The following is a 14,657-nucleotide window of genomic DNA, read 5'->3' as shown; positions in this document are numbered from 1 at the left end:
ATCGCCATGGCCTATTGAAGCAGGTGGATTCGATTGGACATAAGGCTGGATCGGTCCGCTAAACGAAAAAGCACGGCTCCGTAGAGCCGTGCTGTTCATGGCAGGTTTTCAGGGGCAAAACCTGCGACGCCAAGCCTCAGGCGGGGACGGGGAGTGGCTTGGCTTGCATCAATAACGACGCACCCGATTGTTTGTTCCAAGCCACCCATTCTTTTTTAATCGATCGTGGATGTATCTTTCCGGGTGAGGAAGTGGCGGATGGGTGCGGTTAGTGTCCAGCGAAACCCAGCCTCGGTGTAGTCTATTGAAATATTTGCAGAAAAAGCCGTTTCTGCGTGGCGTTTTATAATCGTGCTGCCGAAGCCTGTCGATGTCGGCTCGATAGCCGGGGGACCACCGACTTCTTTCCAGGAGACAGTCAACAGATCGTGATCGTCCTTGCGGCCTTGAGGGTGGGTCCATGTCAGCTCAACAAAAGCACCTTTTGTGGACAAAGCCCCATATTTCATCGAGTTGGTGGCGAGCTCGTGCAAAATGAGGCCGAAATTCTGGGCGGCTTCCGGTGACAACATGAAGTCGGGGCCACTGATCGTGACCTGATCGATGGCGCTGCCGAAAACCTGGATGTGGTTTTCGATCAGTCGACGCATCGGTACGCCTTGCCATTGTACCTCAGCCAGAGCGCCGATCGACATGGCCAAGCCACGAAGGCGGTAATCGACAGCTTTCTGGAATTCCTCGACGGTGGTATTTTCCCGCGCCAGCTGTCGCATCATGGCCTGGACCAGCGTTAGCAGGTTCTTGGAGCGATGGACGAGCTCCTGCAAGATGAGGTGCGTCTGGTCTTCGGCCTGGCTGCGATCGAAGGATGCATTGGACAAGGCGACCGCGACGTGGTTCGCTTCCTTGATCTTGGTATCGATGGGCGCGACAATCTTGCCTTCACCAATCCTTTGCGCCATCTCCACCAGTTCCCGGATCGAACCGCGCAATTGCACGCCGACCAGATAGGCGCCGGTGATGGCGATGATGACGAGTAACAGACTGCCCGCCATCATTTTGCGCCATGTGCTTGCAAGCGCCGACCGCGTGTTATCAGCTGGCCCCCACACGACTGCTTTCCAAGACCATCCGGCCAGCTGCGAATAGGCATGAATCGTGCCGTCCTCATCCTCGAAGCTACCGCTTAAAGCCCGCATCTGGTCAAGTGCGATTGGTCGGGTAAGAATATTGCCCGTGGTTGCGGCGTCTGGATTGCTCGAGACGACGACACGGTTGTCGCTGTCCAGAACGGCAATCGTCCATCCGGGCGGCAAACCGTCGTCGTTGATTAGCCCGCTCAGATCTCGCGCATTCTGGGTCATCATCAACACGTCGCCGGTGGCGCTCAGCGCAGATGGAAGCGGGCGCATGACGTTGAAGACCCACTCCTTGCTGGTCTTGCCGAAGAATATGTCTGACACGACGATCCGGGCGCCGGTTATGATGTCTTTAATTTTCAGGTCCTCTGGCACATTTCCCAGCGGCTGGTCGAAAGGCACACGCGTGTTCAGTCGTTGTTTGCCATCTGATTTTGCAACGATGACATAGAGCCCCTGTCGCTGGAGGCTCTCGCTCACTCGCTTGTGAAATGCCGAGAGGTCTCCGTTTTCGAGCTCGGGAAACTGCGACAGCAGATTGAGGGATGTTGCCATTTCCTGCAGACGACGATCGACGTTGCGGCTGATCGAGCGCGCATCCTCGACGGCTTCGCGTTGAAGGTCGTCTCTTTCGCCCGCCTCCAGTTTCAGCATTAGGTAACCGACGAATATAATCAGCGGAAGTGTGATTACCGCAGTCATAACAACGAGATAAACGCTTATTGTCGCCGTAGGGAAAAAATTGGCTAGGCGCTGTCTGAATTTGGTCATGAGTGCGTTTGGCATTGTCTCGCCGGGTTAGGCTGGAGCTGAGGTCAAGGTGGGCGAGCCGTAGAATGTCCGAAGCGATTGCGCCGTGCAATCCCTACTTATATTCAAGAGTATAGGTCATTTTCGAAATTTTATTCGTTCTAATATGCCTAAAACTTTGGCGGAACCAATCCCTTTTTCCCCCGTTTGCAGATCAACAGGCTCATACAGAAACGGATTTACCGTTCGGAGCCGGTTCATATCGAGGAACAAGGAAAGGTTTTACAATGAAAAAGACATTTGCGACACTCATCTCTGCCGCCCTGCTGGGTTCGACCGCATTCGCTCCGATGGCAATCGCCCAGACGACGGCGCCTGCCGTGCCAAGCGCGACTGCACCTGCAACTCCAGCGATGCCAGGCTCGACAGCATCTTCTGGTGGCGCCTACCTTACTGAGCAAGCTGCAAACCAGATCAGTGCAAACGATTATATCGGCAACGCCGTTTACACATCCGCTGATGAGAGCATCGGCAGCGTAACGAACCTCATTCTGGAGGAAAATGGCGGCATCGTTGCGGCGGTGGTCGGCGTCGGCGGTTTCCTCGGCATCGGTGCCAAGGACGTCGCGGTTCCCATGGACAAGCTGACAGTCACACGCGACACCGCTGATGGTACCGTTCGCCTGACAACCACGGAGACCGCCGATACGCTGAAAGCGGCGCCGGAATTCGTGACGATGAAGGAAAAGAAGGCTGAAGAAGGTTCTGCGGCTCCAGCTGCAACTCCATCTGCTACCGGCGGTGCGACAACGACAGCGCCCAAGCCATAATACGCTTACCTGGGAGAGGAGCTACGAGAGCGTTCTTGTAGCGGGAAGCACCGGCCAAACGGCCGGTGCTTTTTTCGTACGATTGGCAGGATACTGCCTATACGCTGTCATTGCGCGACGAATGCCAGCGCCATGCCGAGCGGATGATATCGGTCAGCGTATATTGCGGTTCCCAGCCCAAGACCTCATGGGCCTTGTCGTTATTGGCAACGAGCGTCGTTGAATCACCCTCGCGCCTGTCGGCATATTCGACGGGAAAGGGACGGCCCGAGACCTCGGAGATCGTGTCGAGAAGTTCCTTGACGGTTGTGCCGGTGCCCGTGCCGAGATTGAGTTCGACCGTTTCACCACCATTCAACAGGTAATCGACAGCCCGCACATGTGCGTCCGCCAGATCGAGAATATGGATATAGTCGCGCACACAGGTGCCGTCGCGCGTATCGTAATCGGTGCCGAACACCTTGAACCCCTCGCGTCGGCCTAACGCCGCCTCGATTGCCAGCGGAATGGCGTGGGTTTCAGGCTTGTGCCACTCGCCGATACGACCTTCGAAATCCGCGCCCGCTGCATTGAAATAGCGCAGCATGACGGATTTCAGATCCTTGTAGGTGCTGTAATCCTTCAGCGCCTGCTCGACCACCCATTTGGTACGGCCATAGGGATTGATCGGCGCCTGGGGGTGCGTTTCATCCAGCGGTACGCGTTCGGGCAACCCATAGGTAGCGCAGGTCGAAGAAAAAACGAAAGCTTTCACGCCCGCGTCCATGGTGGCGGAAAGCAGCGTCAGTGCACCGGTTACGTTGTTGTCATAAAAAGCGACGGGATTTTTGACCGATTCGCCAACTTCGATCAAAGCGGCAAAATGTAGTACGGCTTCAGGCTGGTGTTTCGCAAAGACCTCATCGAGGCGCGCTTTGTCTCGGATATCGCCTTGCTCGAACGGTCCCCAGCGGACGAACTCTTCGTGACCGTTGGACAGATTGTCGATGACGACAGGTTCATATCCCCGTTCGGCAAGCAGCAGGCATGTGTGGGAACCGATATATCCGGCACCGCCGACGACAAGGACTTTTTTCCGCATCCAACATTCTCTCCGTTAAAAGATGTGTTGGCAAACTGCCTAACATTTTGTCGGCAGAAGGGCAGCGGAATTTATTGCGGATGAAAATGAAAAGCCGCCTTCTGGTCGAGGGCGGCTTTTGATGCGATTATTTCTTCTTCAGGATTGTCGTTCTGGTGCCGACATATCCAAGCGCAACCGCTGTCAGCAACGCCACAAAGGGTCTGGCACCAAGGGCACTCCCTAACAGTGACTGTACCGCGAGGGGCGCTGCTGCCAGCGGCAGAATCGGCCTCGCCGCGTAGACCCGAGGTCTACGTTTTATGGCAAGAGTGACCAGCATGATGACGCCCAGCAGAAAAGCGGAACCCGCGATTACCAGAGCTGCGGGTCCGGCACCAATTTCCTTTGCCAGGTAAATCGAGCCACCGACGATTGCCGCGATGAAAGCGATCAGGAAAAACACGCCAGCCAACGTCCACAGAATGATCGTGGACTTGATGCGACGTGTCACCAATTGGCCTTCACGCTGGGTATCGCCGATGTAAAGCAGCAGCGTTTGAAGCATGTTGCTACCTTACTTACGGGTGACGAGCGCGATCAGGAAGCCCGCAGCAACTGCGATACCCAGAGACTGCAACGGGTTCTTCTGAACCTGATAGGTCAGGTTGTCGTTGAGCGACTGAATTTCATTGCGAACCGTGGCGACGGTTTCTTCACCGGCGGCCATGGCGTCGTCGGCTGCGCGCGAAGCGCGGGCCTTGACTTCGTGCGATACGCCAGCGCCGAGCGCTTTCACGCTGCCGGCCAGATTGGCCAAATCTTCGCGCAGCTGAGCCAGCTGAGCAGATACTTCAGCAGCATCGCCGCCTTCTAGAGTTTCACGTACCTTGTCTTCCACGTTGCGAACCGTCGCCATGATGTTTCCCTTGCTTGAATTAAGTCAAAAACGCCGTGTCCACGGCTTACACTTGCTGCAAAAACGTACCGAGCAGCGTTTTGTTCCTTCAATGAGAGCATGCAGATATAAAAAACAGAGTGATTGCAGAATCTCGTGTGCGGGTTTGTTTTCCTGTCACAAGCATCATATAAGGCCCCTCTCAAGACGCCATCACCCACCCATGACAGAACGACGTGACAGACCGATGCTGCAGACACCCTATTACCTGATCGATAAGACCAAGCTTCTTCGCAACATGGAGAAGATTGCCTATGTGCGCGAGAAATCCGGTGCCAAGGCATTGCTGGCGCTGAAGTGTTTCGCGACGTGGTCGGTGTTCGATTTCATGTCGCAATATATGGATGGCACCACATCGTCCTCGCTTTACGAAGTGCGTCTGGGCCGCGAAAAATTTGGCGGCGAAACGCATGCCTATAGCGTTGCCTATGCCGACTACGAGATCGACGAAGTCGTCGGCAATGCGGACAAGATCATCTTCAATTCGATCAGTCAGTTGGAGCGGTTTGCGGATAAGGCGTCCGGCATCACGCGCGGTCTGCGCCTCAATCCGCAGGTCAGCTCATCGACCTTCGATCTTGCCGATCCGGCGCGGCCGTTCAGCCGTTTGGGTGAGTGGGATGTGACGAAGGTCGAAAAGGTCATGGACCGCATCTCCGGCTTCATGATCCATAACAATTGCGAAAACGGCGATTTCGAACTGTTCGACCGCATGCTGGGCCAGATCGAGGAAAAATTCGGCACGCTTCTGACGCGCGCGGAATGGGTGAGCCTCGGTGGCGGTATTCACTTCACCGGTGACGATTATCCGATCGACCGCTTCTGCGACCGCCTCAAGGAATTTTCGCAGAAATACGGTGTTCAGGTCTATCTCGAACCCGGCGAAGCCTCGATCACCAAGAGCACGACGCTGGAAACCACCGTTCTTGACACCTTGTTCAATGGCAAGAACCTCGCCATCGTCGATAGCTCCATCGAAGCGCACCTGCTGGATTTGCTGATCTACCGCGAGACGGCCAAGGTCTCCCCCAACGAGGGTGACCATGCTTACATGGTCTGCGGCAAGTCCTGCCTTGCAGGCGACGTGTTTGGCGAGTTTCGTTTCGAAAACGAATTGAAGGTGGGCGACCGCGTGTCCTTCCAGGACACGGCCGGTTACACCATGGTCAAGAAAAACTGGTTCAACGGCGTCAAGATGCCGACCATCGCCATCAAGGAACTGGACGGCTCTGTCCGTGCTGTCCGTGAATTCGACTTTGCCGATTTCGAGCAAAGCCTGTCTTAACATCAACAGCTCATCCCTGCGGGGATAAAGGGGGCATCACCTGAAATGAAGAAGAACGTTCTCATCATCGGCGCCGGTGGCGTAGCACAGGTCGTGGCGCATAAGTGCGCCCAGAACAGCGATGTATTGGGAGACATTCATATTGCGTCACGCACAGTTGAAAAGTGCCGCAAGATTGTCGAGTCCGTACGCGAAAAGAACAGCCTCAAGTCCGACGTAAAGCTTGAGGCCCATGCGCTTGACGCGATGGATATCGAGGCGACGAAAGCCTTGATCGTGAAGACTGGCGTGCAGATCGTCATCAATGTCGGTTCTGCCTTCGTCAACATGTCCGTTCTTCGTGCCTGCATGGATGCAGGTGTTGCCTATATGGATACGGCCATCCATGAGGATCCGACCAAGATTTGCGAAAATCCGCCCTGGTACGGAAACTACGAGTGGCAGCGCGCAGCCGAATGCAAGGAAAAGGGCGTCACCGCCATTCTCGGCGTCGGTTTCGATCCGGGCGTGGTCAACGCCTATGCGCGTCTGGCCAAGGACGCGTATTTCGACAAGGTCACATCGGTCGATATCGTCGATATCAATGCCGGTAGCCACGGCCGCTGGTTCTCGACCAATTTCGACCCGGAAATCAACTTCCGCGAATTTACCGGTGTCGTCTACTCCTGGCAAAACAACCAGTGGCAGACGAACGAGATGTTCGAAGTCGGTCAGGAATTCGACCTGCCTGTCGTCGGCAAGCAGAAGGCCTATATGACTGGCCATGACGAAGTGCACTCGCTATCCAAGAACATGGATGGTGCCGATGTGCGCTTCTGGATGGGCTTTGGCGACCACTATATCAAGGTCTTCACCGTGCTGAAGAACCTCGGCCTGCTCTCTGAAAAACCTGTCACGACGGCTGAGGGTCTGGAAGTCGTCCCTCTGAAGCTCGTCAAGGCCGTGCTGCCCGATCCATCGTCGCTGGCACCCGATTACGTCGGCAAGACCTGCATCGGCGATGTCGTGAAGGGCATCAAGGACGGCAAGGAGCGCGAAGTCTTCATTTACAACGTGGCCGACCATAAGGATGCCTATAACGAGGTCGGCAGCCAGGGTATTTCCTACACGGCAGGCGTTCCACCGGTTGCGGCGGCCATGCTGATTGCGACGGGCGAATGGGACGTGAAGCAGATGGCGAATGTGGAAGAACTTCCACCGCAGCCGTTCCTGAACATTCTCAATCGCATTGGCCTGCCAAGCCGCATCAAGGATGAAAACGGCGACCGCGCTTTGTCATTCTGATCCGATGAAAGACATTGAAAAAGCCCCGCTCGCGGGGCTTTTTTGCATGCTTGTCTTGCTTGGGAGTTCACTTATTTCGATGCGGATTTGCGGGCTTTCGTCTTTGGTTTTGCTGCCTCGGCGGCAAGCGCCAGCTTCACATCCGCCTTTTTGCGGTGTGCTGGCTTGGTGGCCTTGGAGTTCTGCAACAGTGCATATTCCCGCTTGGCTTGCTCCCAATGGTCGGCATCACGGCCATGCTGACGTCCGTCTTTTTCCCACAAGGTATAGGCGCGTTTGCTGATCCAATCATTTTCTGAAACCGGCATTTCTATCTCCCGTTAGAATGTCATCAGCCATGGGATGGCTATCTGAATGCGCCGGCTGCAACGCTTGAAAAAATGAGCGCGCCGGTATTTTACCAAAATATTACATGCCATGATTCGCATGGGCGTCAAGTTAATTTGCTGCGCTGCAAGAGCTCTGGCATTCCCGTTTATCGAGCAATTTCAACGCTCGATTGCTTCCGTTGTTGCATACCCAACGATAAATGTTGCGTGAAGTTCCTTCGCCCTCCACATTGCTGTTGCAGCGCATTGCTTTTGAGGAGGAGACATGGTGCAGCAGAGCTCAACGACAGATGAGGTTATCGTCGAAAGACGCGGTCATGCCGGGCTGATCCGCCTCAACAGGCCCAAAGCCATCAACAGTCTCAACCAGGCGATGGTGTCAGGCATGAAGGCTGGGCTGGACGCTTTTGCACGCGATGCCGCCATAACATGCGTCATTTTATGCGGCGAGGGGGAGCGCGGTTTGTGTGCTGGCGGCGACGTGAGCCAGATCCATGCCATGAAATCAGCTGGCGATATGGACCGCACCCGATTCTGGCGGGATGAGTTTCCGCTGAATGACACGATCTCCCATTATCCCAAGCCCTATATCGCGCTGATGGATGGCATCGTCATGGGCGGTGGCGTCGGTATTTCCGCCCATGGCCGGTATCGGATCGTGACCGAACGCACCCGCCTTGCCATGCCGGAAACCGCCATCGGCTATTTCCCGGATGTCGGCGCGACATGGCTTTTGCCCAAGGCGCCAGGCGAAGTGGGATGCTGGCTCGGACTGACCGGGCGCGAGATCGGCGCAGCCGACGCGAGCTATGCGGGTTTTGCCGATTATCATGTCGCATCCGACCGTCTGCCCGAACTGGTGGATGCACTGGCCGACGTATCATTTGCCGCCGATATCGGTGCTGTCATCGAACATTTTTCCAGCAGGCCGGAAGATAAAGGTTTTCTGTCTTTTCACCGGAACGAGATCGATACTGCGTTCGGCTTCGACACGGTTGAAGAGATCATTGATGCTGTGGCATCGACCGAGAGTGATTTCGCACGAGAGACGCTTGCCGCGCTGCAATCGCGGTCGCCGACCAGCCTCAAGCTCACTTTACGCCTTTTGCGGCTGGGGCGGGAGAGTTCCGGTCTGGTCGAGTGTCTGGAACGTGAGTTCGTTGCGGGTTGCGCGGTGTTGCACAACCACGATTTTTACGAGGGCGTGCGCGCGGCGCTCATCGACAAGGATCGCAAGCCCTTATGGCGTCCCGACACCTTGGCGCAGGTCAGCGATGCGCAGCTTGATCGATATTTTGTTGCCACAGAACCGCCCCTGTTCCGCGATCATCGCCTGTGATTTTTGTAGCGTGAAACATATGTTCGACTTGGACTGTCGTTGCAGCAAAATATTCTAAAATCCACTTGCGGTGCGCAGGGCCATTCCTCGCAGCTGGGAGGCCGCTTCCTTATCTTGCCGGTACAATTGGTGCTGTGGGGAATTCCATGAAACGGATCATGCTTATCGGTGCTGCTGTTGCAGCGCTCCTGTCGACCTCTGCCTCTGCGCAGGAGCCGAAAACGCTTCTCAATGCATCCTATGACGTGGCGCGTGAGGTTTTTGCCGCCGAAAACGAGGCCTTCACCAAAACGCATCTGGGTGTGACTATCGATCAGTCGCATGCGGGAACATCCAAGCAGGCGCGTGCCATCGTAGAGGGTCTGGAAGCCGACGTCGTGACCTTCAACCAGGTGACCGATATCGATTTTCTGGTGAAGCAGGGTTTCGTTTCCGCCGATTGGAAGAAGAACTTCGCCAATGATGCGTCGCCCTTCTACTCGTTTCCGTCCTTCCTCGTTCGTGCTGGAAACCCCAAGAACATCAAGGATTGGGACGATCTTGTCCGGGACGATGTGAAGCTCGTTTTCCCCAACCCGAAGACATCTGGCAACGCCCGTTACACTTACTTGGCGGCGACCGCTTTCGCGAAGGAAAAGTTCAACGGCGACGAGGCCAAGGTTGAGGACTTCATCAAGAAAATCTTTGCCAATACGCCTGTGTTCGATACCGGAGGCCGCGCTGCCACCACGACCTTTGTCGAGCGTGAAGTCGGCGACGTGCTGATCACCTTCGAGGCCGAAACGCGCGGCATTGCCAAGCAATATGGCAAGGACAAAGTCGAAAGCGTCGTTCCGTCCGTCAGCCTTCTCGCGGAATTCCCGGTGGCCGTCGTGGATAAGGTGGTCGATAAGCGTGGTTCGCGTGAACTGGCAAAGACCTATCTCGATTTCCTCTACACAGAGGAAGGCCAGCGGATCGCTGCGCAGTTCGGTCACCGCGTGCACAACGAAAAGGTCGCGGGCGAATTCAAGGACCAGTTTCCACAGATACGGCTCGTCAATGTCAACGACGTCTTCGGCGGCTGGGACAAGATCCAGAAAGACCACTTCGCATCCGGTGCCGTGCTTGATACGCTTTACGGCAGCCGTTGATCGCTGATCTTGGGTTTCGTTCGACCCGGCGGGCCTCCTGCCGGGTCGCTTTGGCATGATAGGGGACGGGTTTGAGACGCAATGTTTTGCCGGGGCTGCGATTGTCGCTCGGCGTGACCCTGCTGTATGTCGGCATCATCGTCGTCCTGCCGCTGGCCGCACTGGTTTTCAAGGCGGCAAGTCTGGGGCCTGCCGAATATTGGGCCATCATCTCTTCACCGCGCGCCGTCGCAAGCTACCGTGTCACCGTGCTGTGCGCTCTTGCGGCCACGCTGTTCAATGTCGTCTTCGGCCTCGCGCTGGCATGGGTTTTAACGCGCTACCGCTTTCCAGGCTACCGTATCGTCGATGCGATCGTTGATCTGCCGTTTGCGCTGCCCACGGCTGTCGCGGGCATCGCGCTGACGGCACTGTTTGCTGGCAATGGCTGGTTCGGATCGATCCTTAGCCATGCCGGTATCAAGGTGGCCTACACGCCGCTCGGCATCATCATCGCCATGGCCTTTACCAGCCTTCCTTTCATCGTGCGCACGGTGCAGCCGGTGCTCGAAGATCTGGACCCGGCGCTGGAAGAGGCGGCGCAGTCTCTAGGTGGCTCGGATTTCGAGATTTTCCGAAAGGTCATTCTACCTCTGCTGACCCCCGCCATTCTGGCCGGTCTGTCACTATCGTTTGCGCGTAGCCTTGGCGAGTTCGGGGCGATCATCTTCATCGCTGGCAATCAGCCGTTTTCGACCGAGATCACGTCGCTGCTCGTCTTCATCCGGCTGGAGGAATATGATTATCAGGCCGCAGCCGCCATTGCCTCGGTGTTGCTGATCACAGCCTTCGTCATGCTCGCCGTCACCAATTATCTCCAGACCCGCGCCCTGCGCTATACGGTGAGGAGCTAGCAATGAATGCTCATTCCTCCGCTCGCAAGCCGCCACGCGTGGGCGATGCGCCGTGGGTGCGCCGCTCACTGATCGCTTTCGTTCTCGTGATCGGTGCCTTCCTCGTCGTCGCACCTCTGCTCATCATCGGCGTCGAAGCCTTTTCTCAGGGGTGGAAGACCTATACCGCGACGATCAATCACCCGGATACACGCCACGCCATCATGCTGACGGTGATCACGGCGTTGATTGCGGTGCCGGTCAATACCGCCTTCGGCATCGCCGCCGCATGGGCGATGACAAAATTCGATTTTAGGGGCCGTCGCTTTCTGCTGGTCCTCATCGAGATACCCTTCTCCATCTCGCCCATCGTGGCGGGCGTGGCCTATCTCTTCGTTTACGGCCTCCAAGGTCTGCTCGGTCCGTTCCTCGCCGCTTATGACATCAAGGTGCTGTTTGCCCTGCCGGGCATCGTCATCGCCTCCATGTTTGTCACCGCACCCTTCGTGGCGAGGGAGCTGATCCCGCTGATGCAGGCGCAGGGGAGGGATCTCGAGGAGGCAGCGACCTCGCTCGGCGCATCCGGCTGGCGCACCTTCTGGTCTGTTACCCTGCCCAACATCAAATGGGCGCTGCTCTACGGCGTCGTGCTGTGCAATGCGCGTGTCATGGGGGAATTCGGCGCGGTGTCGATCGTCTCAGGCAATATTCGCGGCCAGACCAACACGCTGCCTCTGCATATCGAACTTCTCTATCACGATTATCAGGCCGCTGGCGCCTTCGCCTCGGCATCAATCCTCGCGGCTCTCGCCGTCGTTACGATCATTGCCAAGGTCGCGCTGGAGAAGCGCGGGGCAGGGCGTGGCACCAAGAAAACCGCCGCTATGCCGGAGACAAGCGCATGAAAATCCGCCTCGAAAACGTGGTGAAGACCTTCGATAATTTTCGTGCGGTGCGCGATGTCTCGCTGGATATCGAAAGCGGGGAACTGCTGGCGCTCCTCGGCCCGTCGGGTTCGGGCAAGACGACGATCCTGCGCATGGTCGCCGGGCTCGAATATACAGATGGCGGCCAGATTTATTTCGGGGACGAGGACGCCACCAACATTCCGGTGCGCGACCGCGGCGTCGGTTTCGTGTTCCAGCATTACGCACTCTTCCCGCATATGACATTGCATGAAAACATCGCCTTCGGCATGAAGGTCTCCAGAGTCAAGCGCGACAAGGCCGCTATCGATGCGCGGGTAGACGACCTGCTGCGGCTGGTAAAGCTGGATGGTCTGGGCGAGCGGTTCCCGGCGCAAATCTCAGGAGGCCAGCGCCAGCGTGTGGCACTCGCCCGTGCGCTATCAGTCGATCCCAAGGTTTTGCTGCTAGACGAGCCCTTTGGCGCGTTGGACGCCAATGTGAGGCGCGATCTTCGCCGCTGGCTGCGCGAAATCCATAGGGAACTCGGTATCACGACCATCTTCGTGACGCATGATCAGGAAGAGGCGCTGGATCTGGCCGATCGCGTGGTCATCCTCAATCAGGGCGAGATCGTGCAGCAAGGCACGCCAAAAGACGTCTGCCGCCAGCCGAACTCGTCCTTCGTCATGCAGTTTTTGGGAGATGCCAACCGCATCTCCGGCACGGCCCGCGCGGGCAAGGTTTTCGTCGGTTCAGCCGAAGTACCCTTCGCCTATGGCAAGGCCGATGGCCCTGTTGATATCTATGCCCGCCCCAACGATCTGGAGTGGGAAGATCTGCATGACGGCATTCCGGCCCAGGTGACCCGCGTGCTGGACCGCGCAGGCGACCGCCGCGTCATCGCCTCGACCACGGAGGGCGATCTGCTGGAATTCGACGTCCCCCCTGAAACTGCCGTCGAAGCCGGTGACCACGGCCACATCGTCATTCGCCGCGCCAAGATTTTTCCGGCGGATTCGGCATAGAAAAACCCGGCGCTTTGGGCGCCGGGTTCAATGTGCAAACTATCAATATCAGTTCATCTGGCTGACGAAGCGTGTTTCCAGATAGGCGCCAACGGCCTCTGAGCCACCTTCCGTGCCGTAACCCGAATCCTTGATGCCGCCGAAAGGCACTTCCGGCAGGGCCAGACCATTGTGATTGATGGTCAGCATTCCAGCTTCGACCTGACGGCCAAGTTCGTGGGCCGTCTTGACCGAACCGGTGAAGGCAAAGGATGCGAGGCCGAAGGGCAGACGGTTGGCTTCCGAGATCGCGTCGTCGAAGGACTTGAACGTGTTGACGATGGCGACAGGGCCGAACGGCTCGTCGTTCATGATCTTGGCAGATGTCGGCACGTTGGCCAGCACTGTCGGCTCGAAGAAGTTGCCCTTGTTGCCGATGCGCTTGCCGCCGGTCTTCAGTTCTGCGCCGTGTGTGACGGCATCCTGAATGAGCGCTTCCATCGCCGGGATGCGGCGCTCGTTGGCAAGCGGTCCCATGGTGATGCCGTCTTCCAGGCCGTTGCCGACCTTGACGGCTTCAGCGGCTTTGACGAAGCCATCGAGGAACTGGCTGGCGACGCCTTCCTGCACGAGGAAGCGTGTCGGGGCGACGCAGACCTGACCGGCATTGCGGAACTTCGACATGGCCATGATTTCGACGGCCTTTTCGATGTTGGCATCATCAAAAATCATCACGGGTGCGTGGCCGCCCAGTTCCATCGTGGCGCGCTTCATGTGCTTGCCAGCGAGTGCTGCGAGATGCTTGCCGATGGGCGTGGAGCCCGTGAAGGAAATCTTGCGGATGACCGGATGCGGAATGAGGTACTCGGAGATTTCCGATGGTACGCCATAGACCAGGTTGACGACGCCAGCGGGAACGCCCGCATCCACGAAGGCGCGGATGAGTTCGGCAGGCGATGCCGGTGTTTCCTCAGGAGCCTTGACGATGATCGAACAACCGGCGGCCAGCGCTGCGGACAGCTTGCGCACGATCTGGTTGATCGGGAAGTTCCACGGCGTGAAGGCTGCAACGGGACCGACCGGAACCTTGATGGCGAGCTGCGAAACGCCGGTTGCGCGGGCAGGGATGACCTGACCGTAGGTGCGGCGGGCTTCTTCGGCAAACCAGTCGATGGTATCGGCAGCACCCATGACTTCCATGGCGGACTGAGCCAGCGGCTTGCCCTGTTCGCGGGTCATCAGCCAGGCAATCGTGTCCTTGCGCTCGCGCAGCAGGTCGGCGGCCTTGCGCATGATCTTGGAGCGTTCGTAGGCAGAGGTTTCGCGCCAGACCTTGAAGCCCTTGTCGGCAGCGTCGAGCGCCAGATCGAGATCGGCCTTTTCGGCGTGAGCGATGTTGCCGAGGATTTCATCTGTCGCAGGGTCGGAAACGGCAATGGTCTTGCCGGAAAGCGCATCGCGCCATTCGCCGTTGATGAGAAGCTTGATGTCGGGATAGCTGTGCATGTGAAATACCTTCGTAACTTGACCCACCGGCAACGTGCCGATGCTTGGCGTTGAACTGCGGTCTCGGAATTTACCGGCGCTGCATGACATGTCTTCCGTGGCGGGACAATCGAGGGCAGCGATACCGGATATGGCAGATGGATTTGCCAGAGACGATGAATGACATCTCTATATTAATTCGCCCGGCGGCGGTTTCAACCGGTCAGGGCGTTAAAAAGTATTATTTATTTCGCATCGCAACAAAACCGGCGGCATGTTGC

Annotated in this window: 14 protein-coding genes; 8 read left to right on the top strand and 6 right to left on the bottom strand. The window is 57.1% G+C overall.

Annotation, left to right across the window (positions count from 1 at the left end):
• Positions 1-215: 215 nt before the first annotated feature.
• Positions 216-1,925 (bottom strand): sensor histidine kinase, encoded by a 1,710-nt coding sequence (locus RMR21_RS12715; RefSeq protein WP_498668354.1) that lies wholly within the window; start codon positions 1,923-1,925, stop codon positions 216-218.
• Between the two features lie 251 nt (positions 1,926-2,176).
• Here RMR21_RS12715 and RMR21_RS12710 point away from each other — a divergent pair, with 251 nt between their 5' ends.
• Positions 2,177-2,719 carry a PRC-barrel domain-containing protein gene (locus tag RMR21_RS12710; RefSeq protein ID WP_498668353.1) on the top strand — a complete coding sequence of 181 codons (543 nt, stop codon included), beginning with the start codon at positions 2,177-2,179 and terminating at the stop codon, positions 2,717-2,719.
• Positions 2,720-2,816: 97 nt separating this feature from the next.
• On the opposite strand, the gene galE is transcribed toward RMR21_RS12710, so the two are convergent.
• From galE to RMR21_RS12695, 3 genes are all read right to left on the bottom strand, one after another.
• Complete coding sequence (gene galE / locus RMR21_RS12705; RefSeq protein ID WP_498668352.1) at positions 2,817-3,800, bottom strand: UDP-glucose 4-epimerase GalE; 984 nt, start codon at positions 3,798-3,800, stop codon at positions 2,817-2,819.
• 127 nt (positions 3,801-3,927) lie between these two features.
• Entirely contained in the window at positions 3,928-4,347 is a 420-nt protein-coding gene (locus RMR21_RS12700) for a hypothetical protein (RefSeq protein ID WP_498668351.1), read from the bottom strand.
• Positions 4,348-4,356: 9 nt separating this feature from the next.
• Positions 4,357-4,698 carry a DNA-binding protein gene (locus RMR21_RS12695; RefSeq protein ID WP_045228289.1) on the bottom strand — a complete coding sequence of 114 codons (342 nt, stop codon included), beginning with the start codon at positions 4,696-4,698 and terminating at the stop codon, positions 4,357-4,359.
• A 226-nt stretch (positions 4,699-4,924) separates the two neighbouring features.
• Here RMR21_RS12695 and nspC point away from each other — a divergent pair, with 226 nt between their 5' ends.
• Both nspC and RMR21_RS12685 read left to right on the top strand, forming a co-directional pair.
• A complete protein-coding gene (nspC, locus tag RMR21_RS12690) occupies positions 4,925-6,022 on the top strand; it encodes a carboxynorspermidine decarboxylase (protein WP_498670162.1) in 1,098 nt (365 codons plus the stop codon).
• A 45-nt stretch (positions 6,023-6,067) separates the two neighbouring features.
• Positions 6,068-7,306 (top strand): saccharopine dehydrogenase family protein, encoded by a 1,239-nt coding sequence (locus RMR21_RS12685; protein ID WP_498668350.1) that lies wholly within the window; start codon positions 6,068-6,070, stop codon positions 7,304-7,306.
• Positions 7,307-7,377: 71 nt separating this feature from the next.
• Here the strand turns inward: RMR21_RS12685 and RMR21_RS12680 are convergent, their stop codons facing one another.
• On the bottom strand, positions 7,378-7,614 hold the full coding sequence (locus tag RMR21_RS12680) for a DUF2934 domain-containing protein (RefSeq protein WP_498668349.1): 237 nt from the start codon (positions 7,612-7,614) through the stop codon (positions 7,378-7,380).
• Between the two features lie 286 nt (positions 7,615-7,900).
• On the opposite strand from RMR21_RS12680, the gene RMR21_RS12675 reads away from it, so the two are divergent.
• From RMR21_RS12675 to RMR21_RS12655, 5 genes are all read left to right on the top strand, one after another.
• Complete coding sequence (locus RMR21_RS12675; RefSeq protein ID WP_498668348.1) at positions 7,901-8,974, top strand: enoyl-CoA hydratase/isomerase family protein; 1,074 nt, start codon at positions 7,901-7,903, stop codon at positions 8,972-8,974.
• Between the two features lie 146 nt (positions 8,975-9,120).
• Entirely contained in the window at positions 9,121-10,107 is a 987-nt protein-coding gene (cysP, locus tag RMR21_RS12670) for a thiosulfate ABC transporter substrate-binding protein CysP (protein WP_498668347.1), read from the top strand.
• Positions 10,108-10,178: 71 nt separating this feature from the next.
• Entirely contained in the window at positions 10,179-11,000 is an 822-nt protein-coding gene (gene cysT, locus RMR21_RS12665; RefSeq protein WP_498668346.1) for a sulfate ABC transporter permease subunit CysT, read from the top strand.
• Positions 11,001-11,002: 2 nt separating this feature from the next.
• Positions 11,003-11,884 carry a sulfate ABC transporter permease subunit CysW gene (gene cysW / locus RMR21_RS12660; RefSeq protein WP_498668345.1) on the top strand — a complete coding sequence of 294 codons (882 nt, stop codon included), beginning with the start codon at positions 11,003-11,005 and terminating at the stop codon, positions 11,882-11,884.
• Positions 11,881-12,912 (top strand): sulfate/molybdate ABC transporter ATP-binding protein, encoded by a 1,032-nt coding sequence (locus RMR21_RS12655; protein ID WP_498668344.1) that lies wholly within the window; start codon positions 11,881-11,883, stop codon positions 12,910-12,912. Before cysW ends, RMR21_RS12655 begins: the two co-directional genes overlap by 4 nt.
• Positions 12,913-12,960: 48 nt before the next feature.
• Here RMR21_RS12655 and RMR21_RS12650 read toward each other — a convergent pair whose 3' ends face one another.
• Positions 12,961-14,397 (bottom strand): NAD-dependent succinate-semialdehyde dehydrogenase, encoded by a 1,437-nt coding sequence (locus RMR21_RS12650; protein ID WP_498668343.1) that lies wholly within the window; start codon positions 14,395-14,397, stop codon positions 12,961-12,963.
• Positions 14,398-14,657 lie beyond the last annotated feature (260 nt).

It is taken from the genome of Agrobacterium sp. rho-8.1 (assembly GCF_033957725.1).
Taxonomy (GTDB): domain Bacteria; phylum Pseudomonadota; class Alphaproteobacteria; order Rhizobiales; family Rhizobiaceae; genus Agrobacterium.
This window is presented reverse-complemented; position numbering and strand designations above follow the sequence as displayed.

Coding starts and splice junctions, on each gene's coding strand:
- RMR21_RS12650 (WP_498668343.1), bottom strand. CDS start 14,397: ATGCACAGCTATCCCGACATCAAGCTTCTCATCAACGGCGAATGGCGC.
- RMR21_RS12715 (WP_498668354.1), bottom strand. CDS start 1,925: ATGCCAAACGCACTCATGACCAAATTCAGACAGCGCCTAGCCAATTTT.
- nspC (WP_498670162.1), top strand. CDS start 4,925: ATGCTGCAGACACCCTATTACCTGATCGATAAGACCAAGCTTCTTCGC.
- RMR21_RS12695 (WP_045228289.1), bottom strand. CDS start 4,698: ATGGCGACGGTTCGCAACGTGGAAGACAAGGTACGTGAAACTCTAGAA.
- RMR21_RS12685 (WP_498668350.1), top strand. CDS start 6,068: ATGAAGAAGAACGTTCTCATCATCGGCGCCGGTGGCGTAGCACAGGTC.
- galE (WP_498668352.1), bottom strand. CDS start 3,800: ATGCGGAAAAAAGTCCTTGTCGTCGGCGGTGCCGGATATATCGGTTCC.
- RMR21_RS12700 (WP_498668351.1), bottom strand. CDS start 4,347: ATGCTTCAAACGCTGCTGCTTTACATCGGCGATACCCAGCGTGAAGGC.
- cysP (WP_498668347.1), top strand. CDS start 9,121: ATGAAACGGATCATGCTTATCGGTGCTGCTGTTGCAGCGCTCCTGTCG.
- RMR21_RS12710 (WP_498668353.1), top strand. CDS start 2,177: ATGAAAAAGACATTTGCGACACTCATCTCTGCCGCCCTGCTGGGTTCG.
- RMR21_RS12675 (WP_498668348.1), top strand. CDS start 7,901: ATGGTGCAGCAGAGCTCAACGACAGATGAGGTTATCGTCGAAAGACGC.
- RMR21_RS12655 (WP_498668344.1), top strand. CDS start 11,881: ATGAAAATCCGCCTCGAAAACGTGGTGAAGACCTTCGATAATTTTCGT.
- RMR21_RS12680 (WP_498668349.1), bottom strand. CDS start 7,614: ATGCCGGTTTCAGAAAATGATTGGATCAGCAAACGCGCCTATACCTTG.
- cysW (WP_498668345.1), top strand. CDS start 11,003: ATGAATGCTCATTCCTCCGCTCGCAAGCCGCCACGCGTGGGCGATGCG.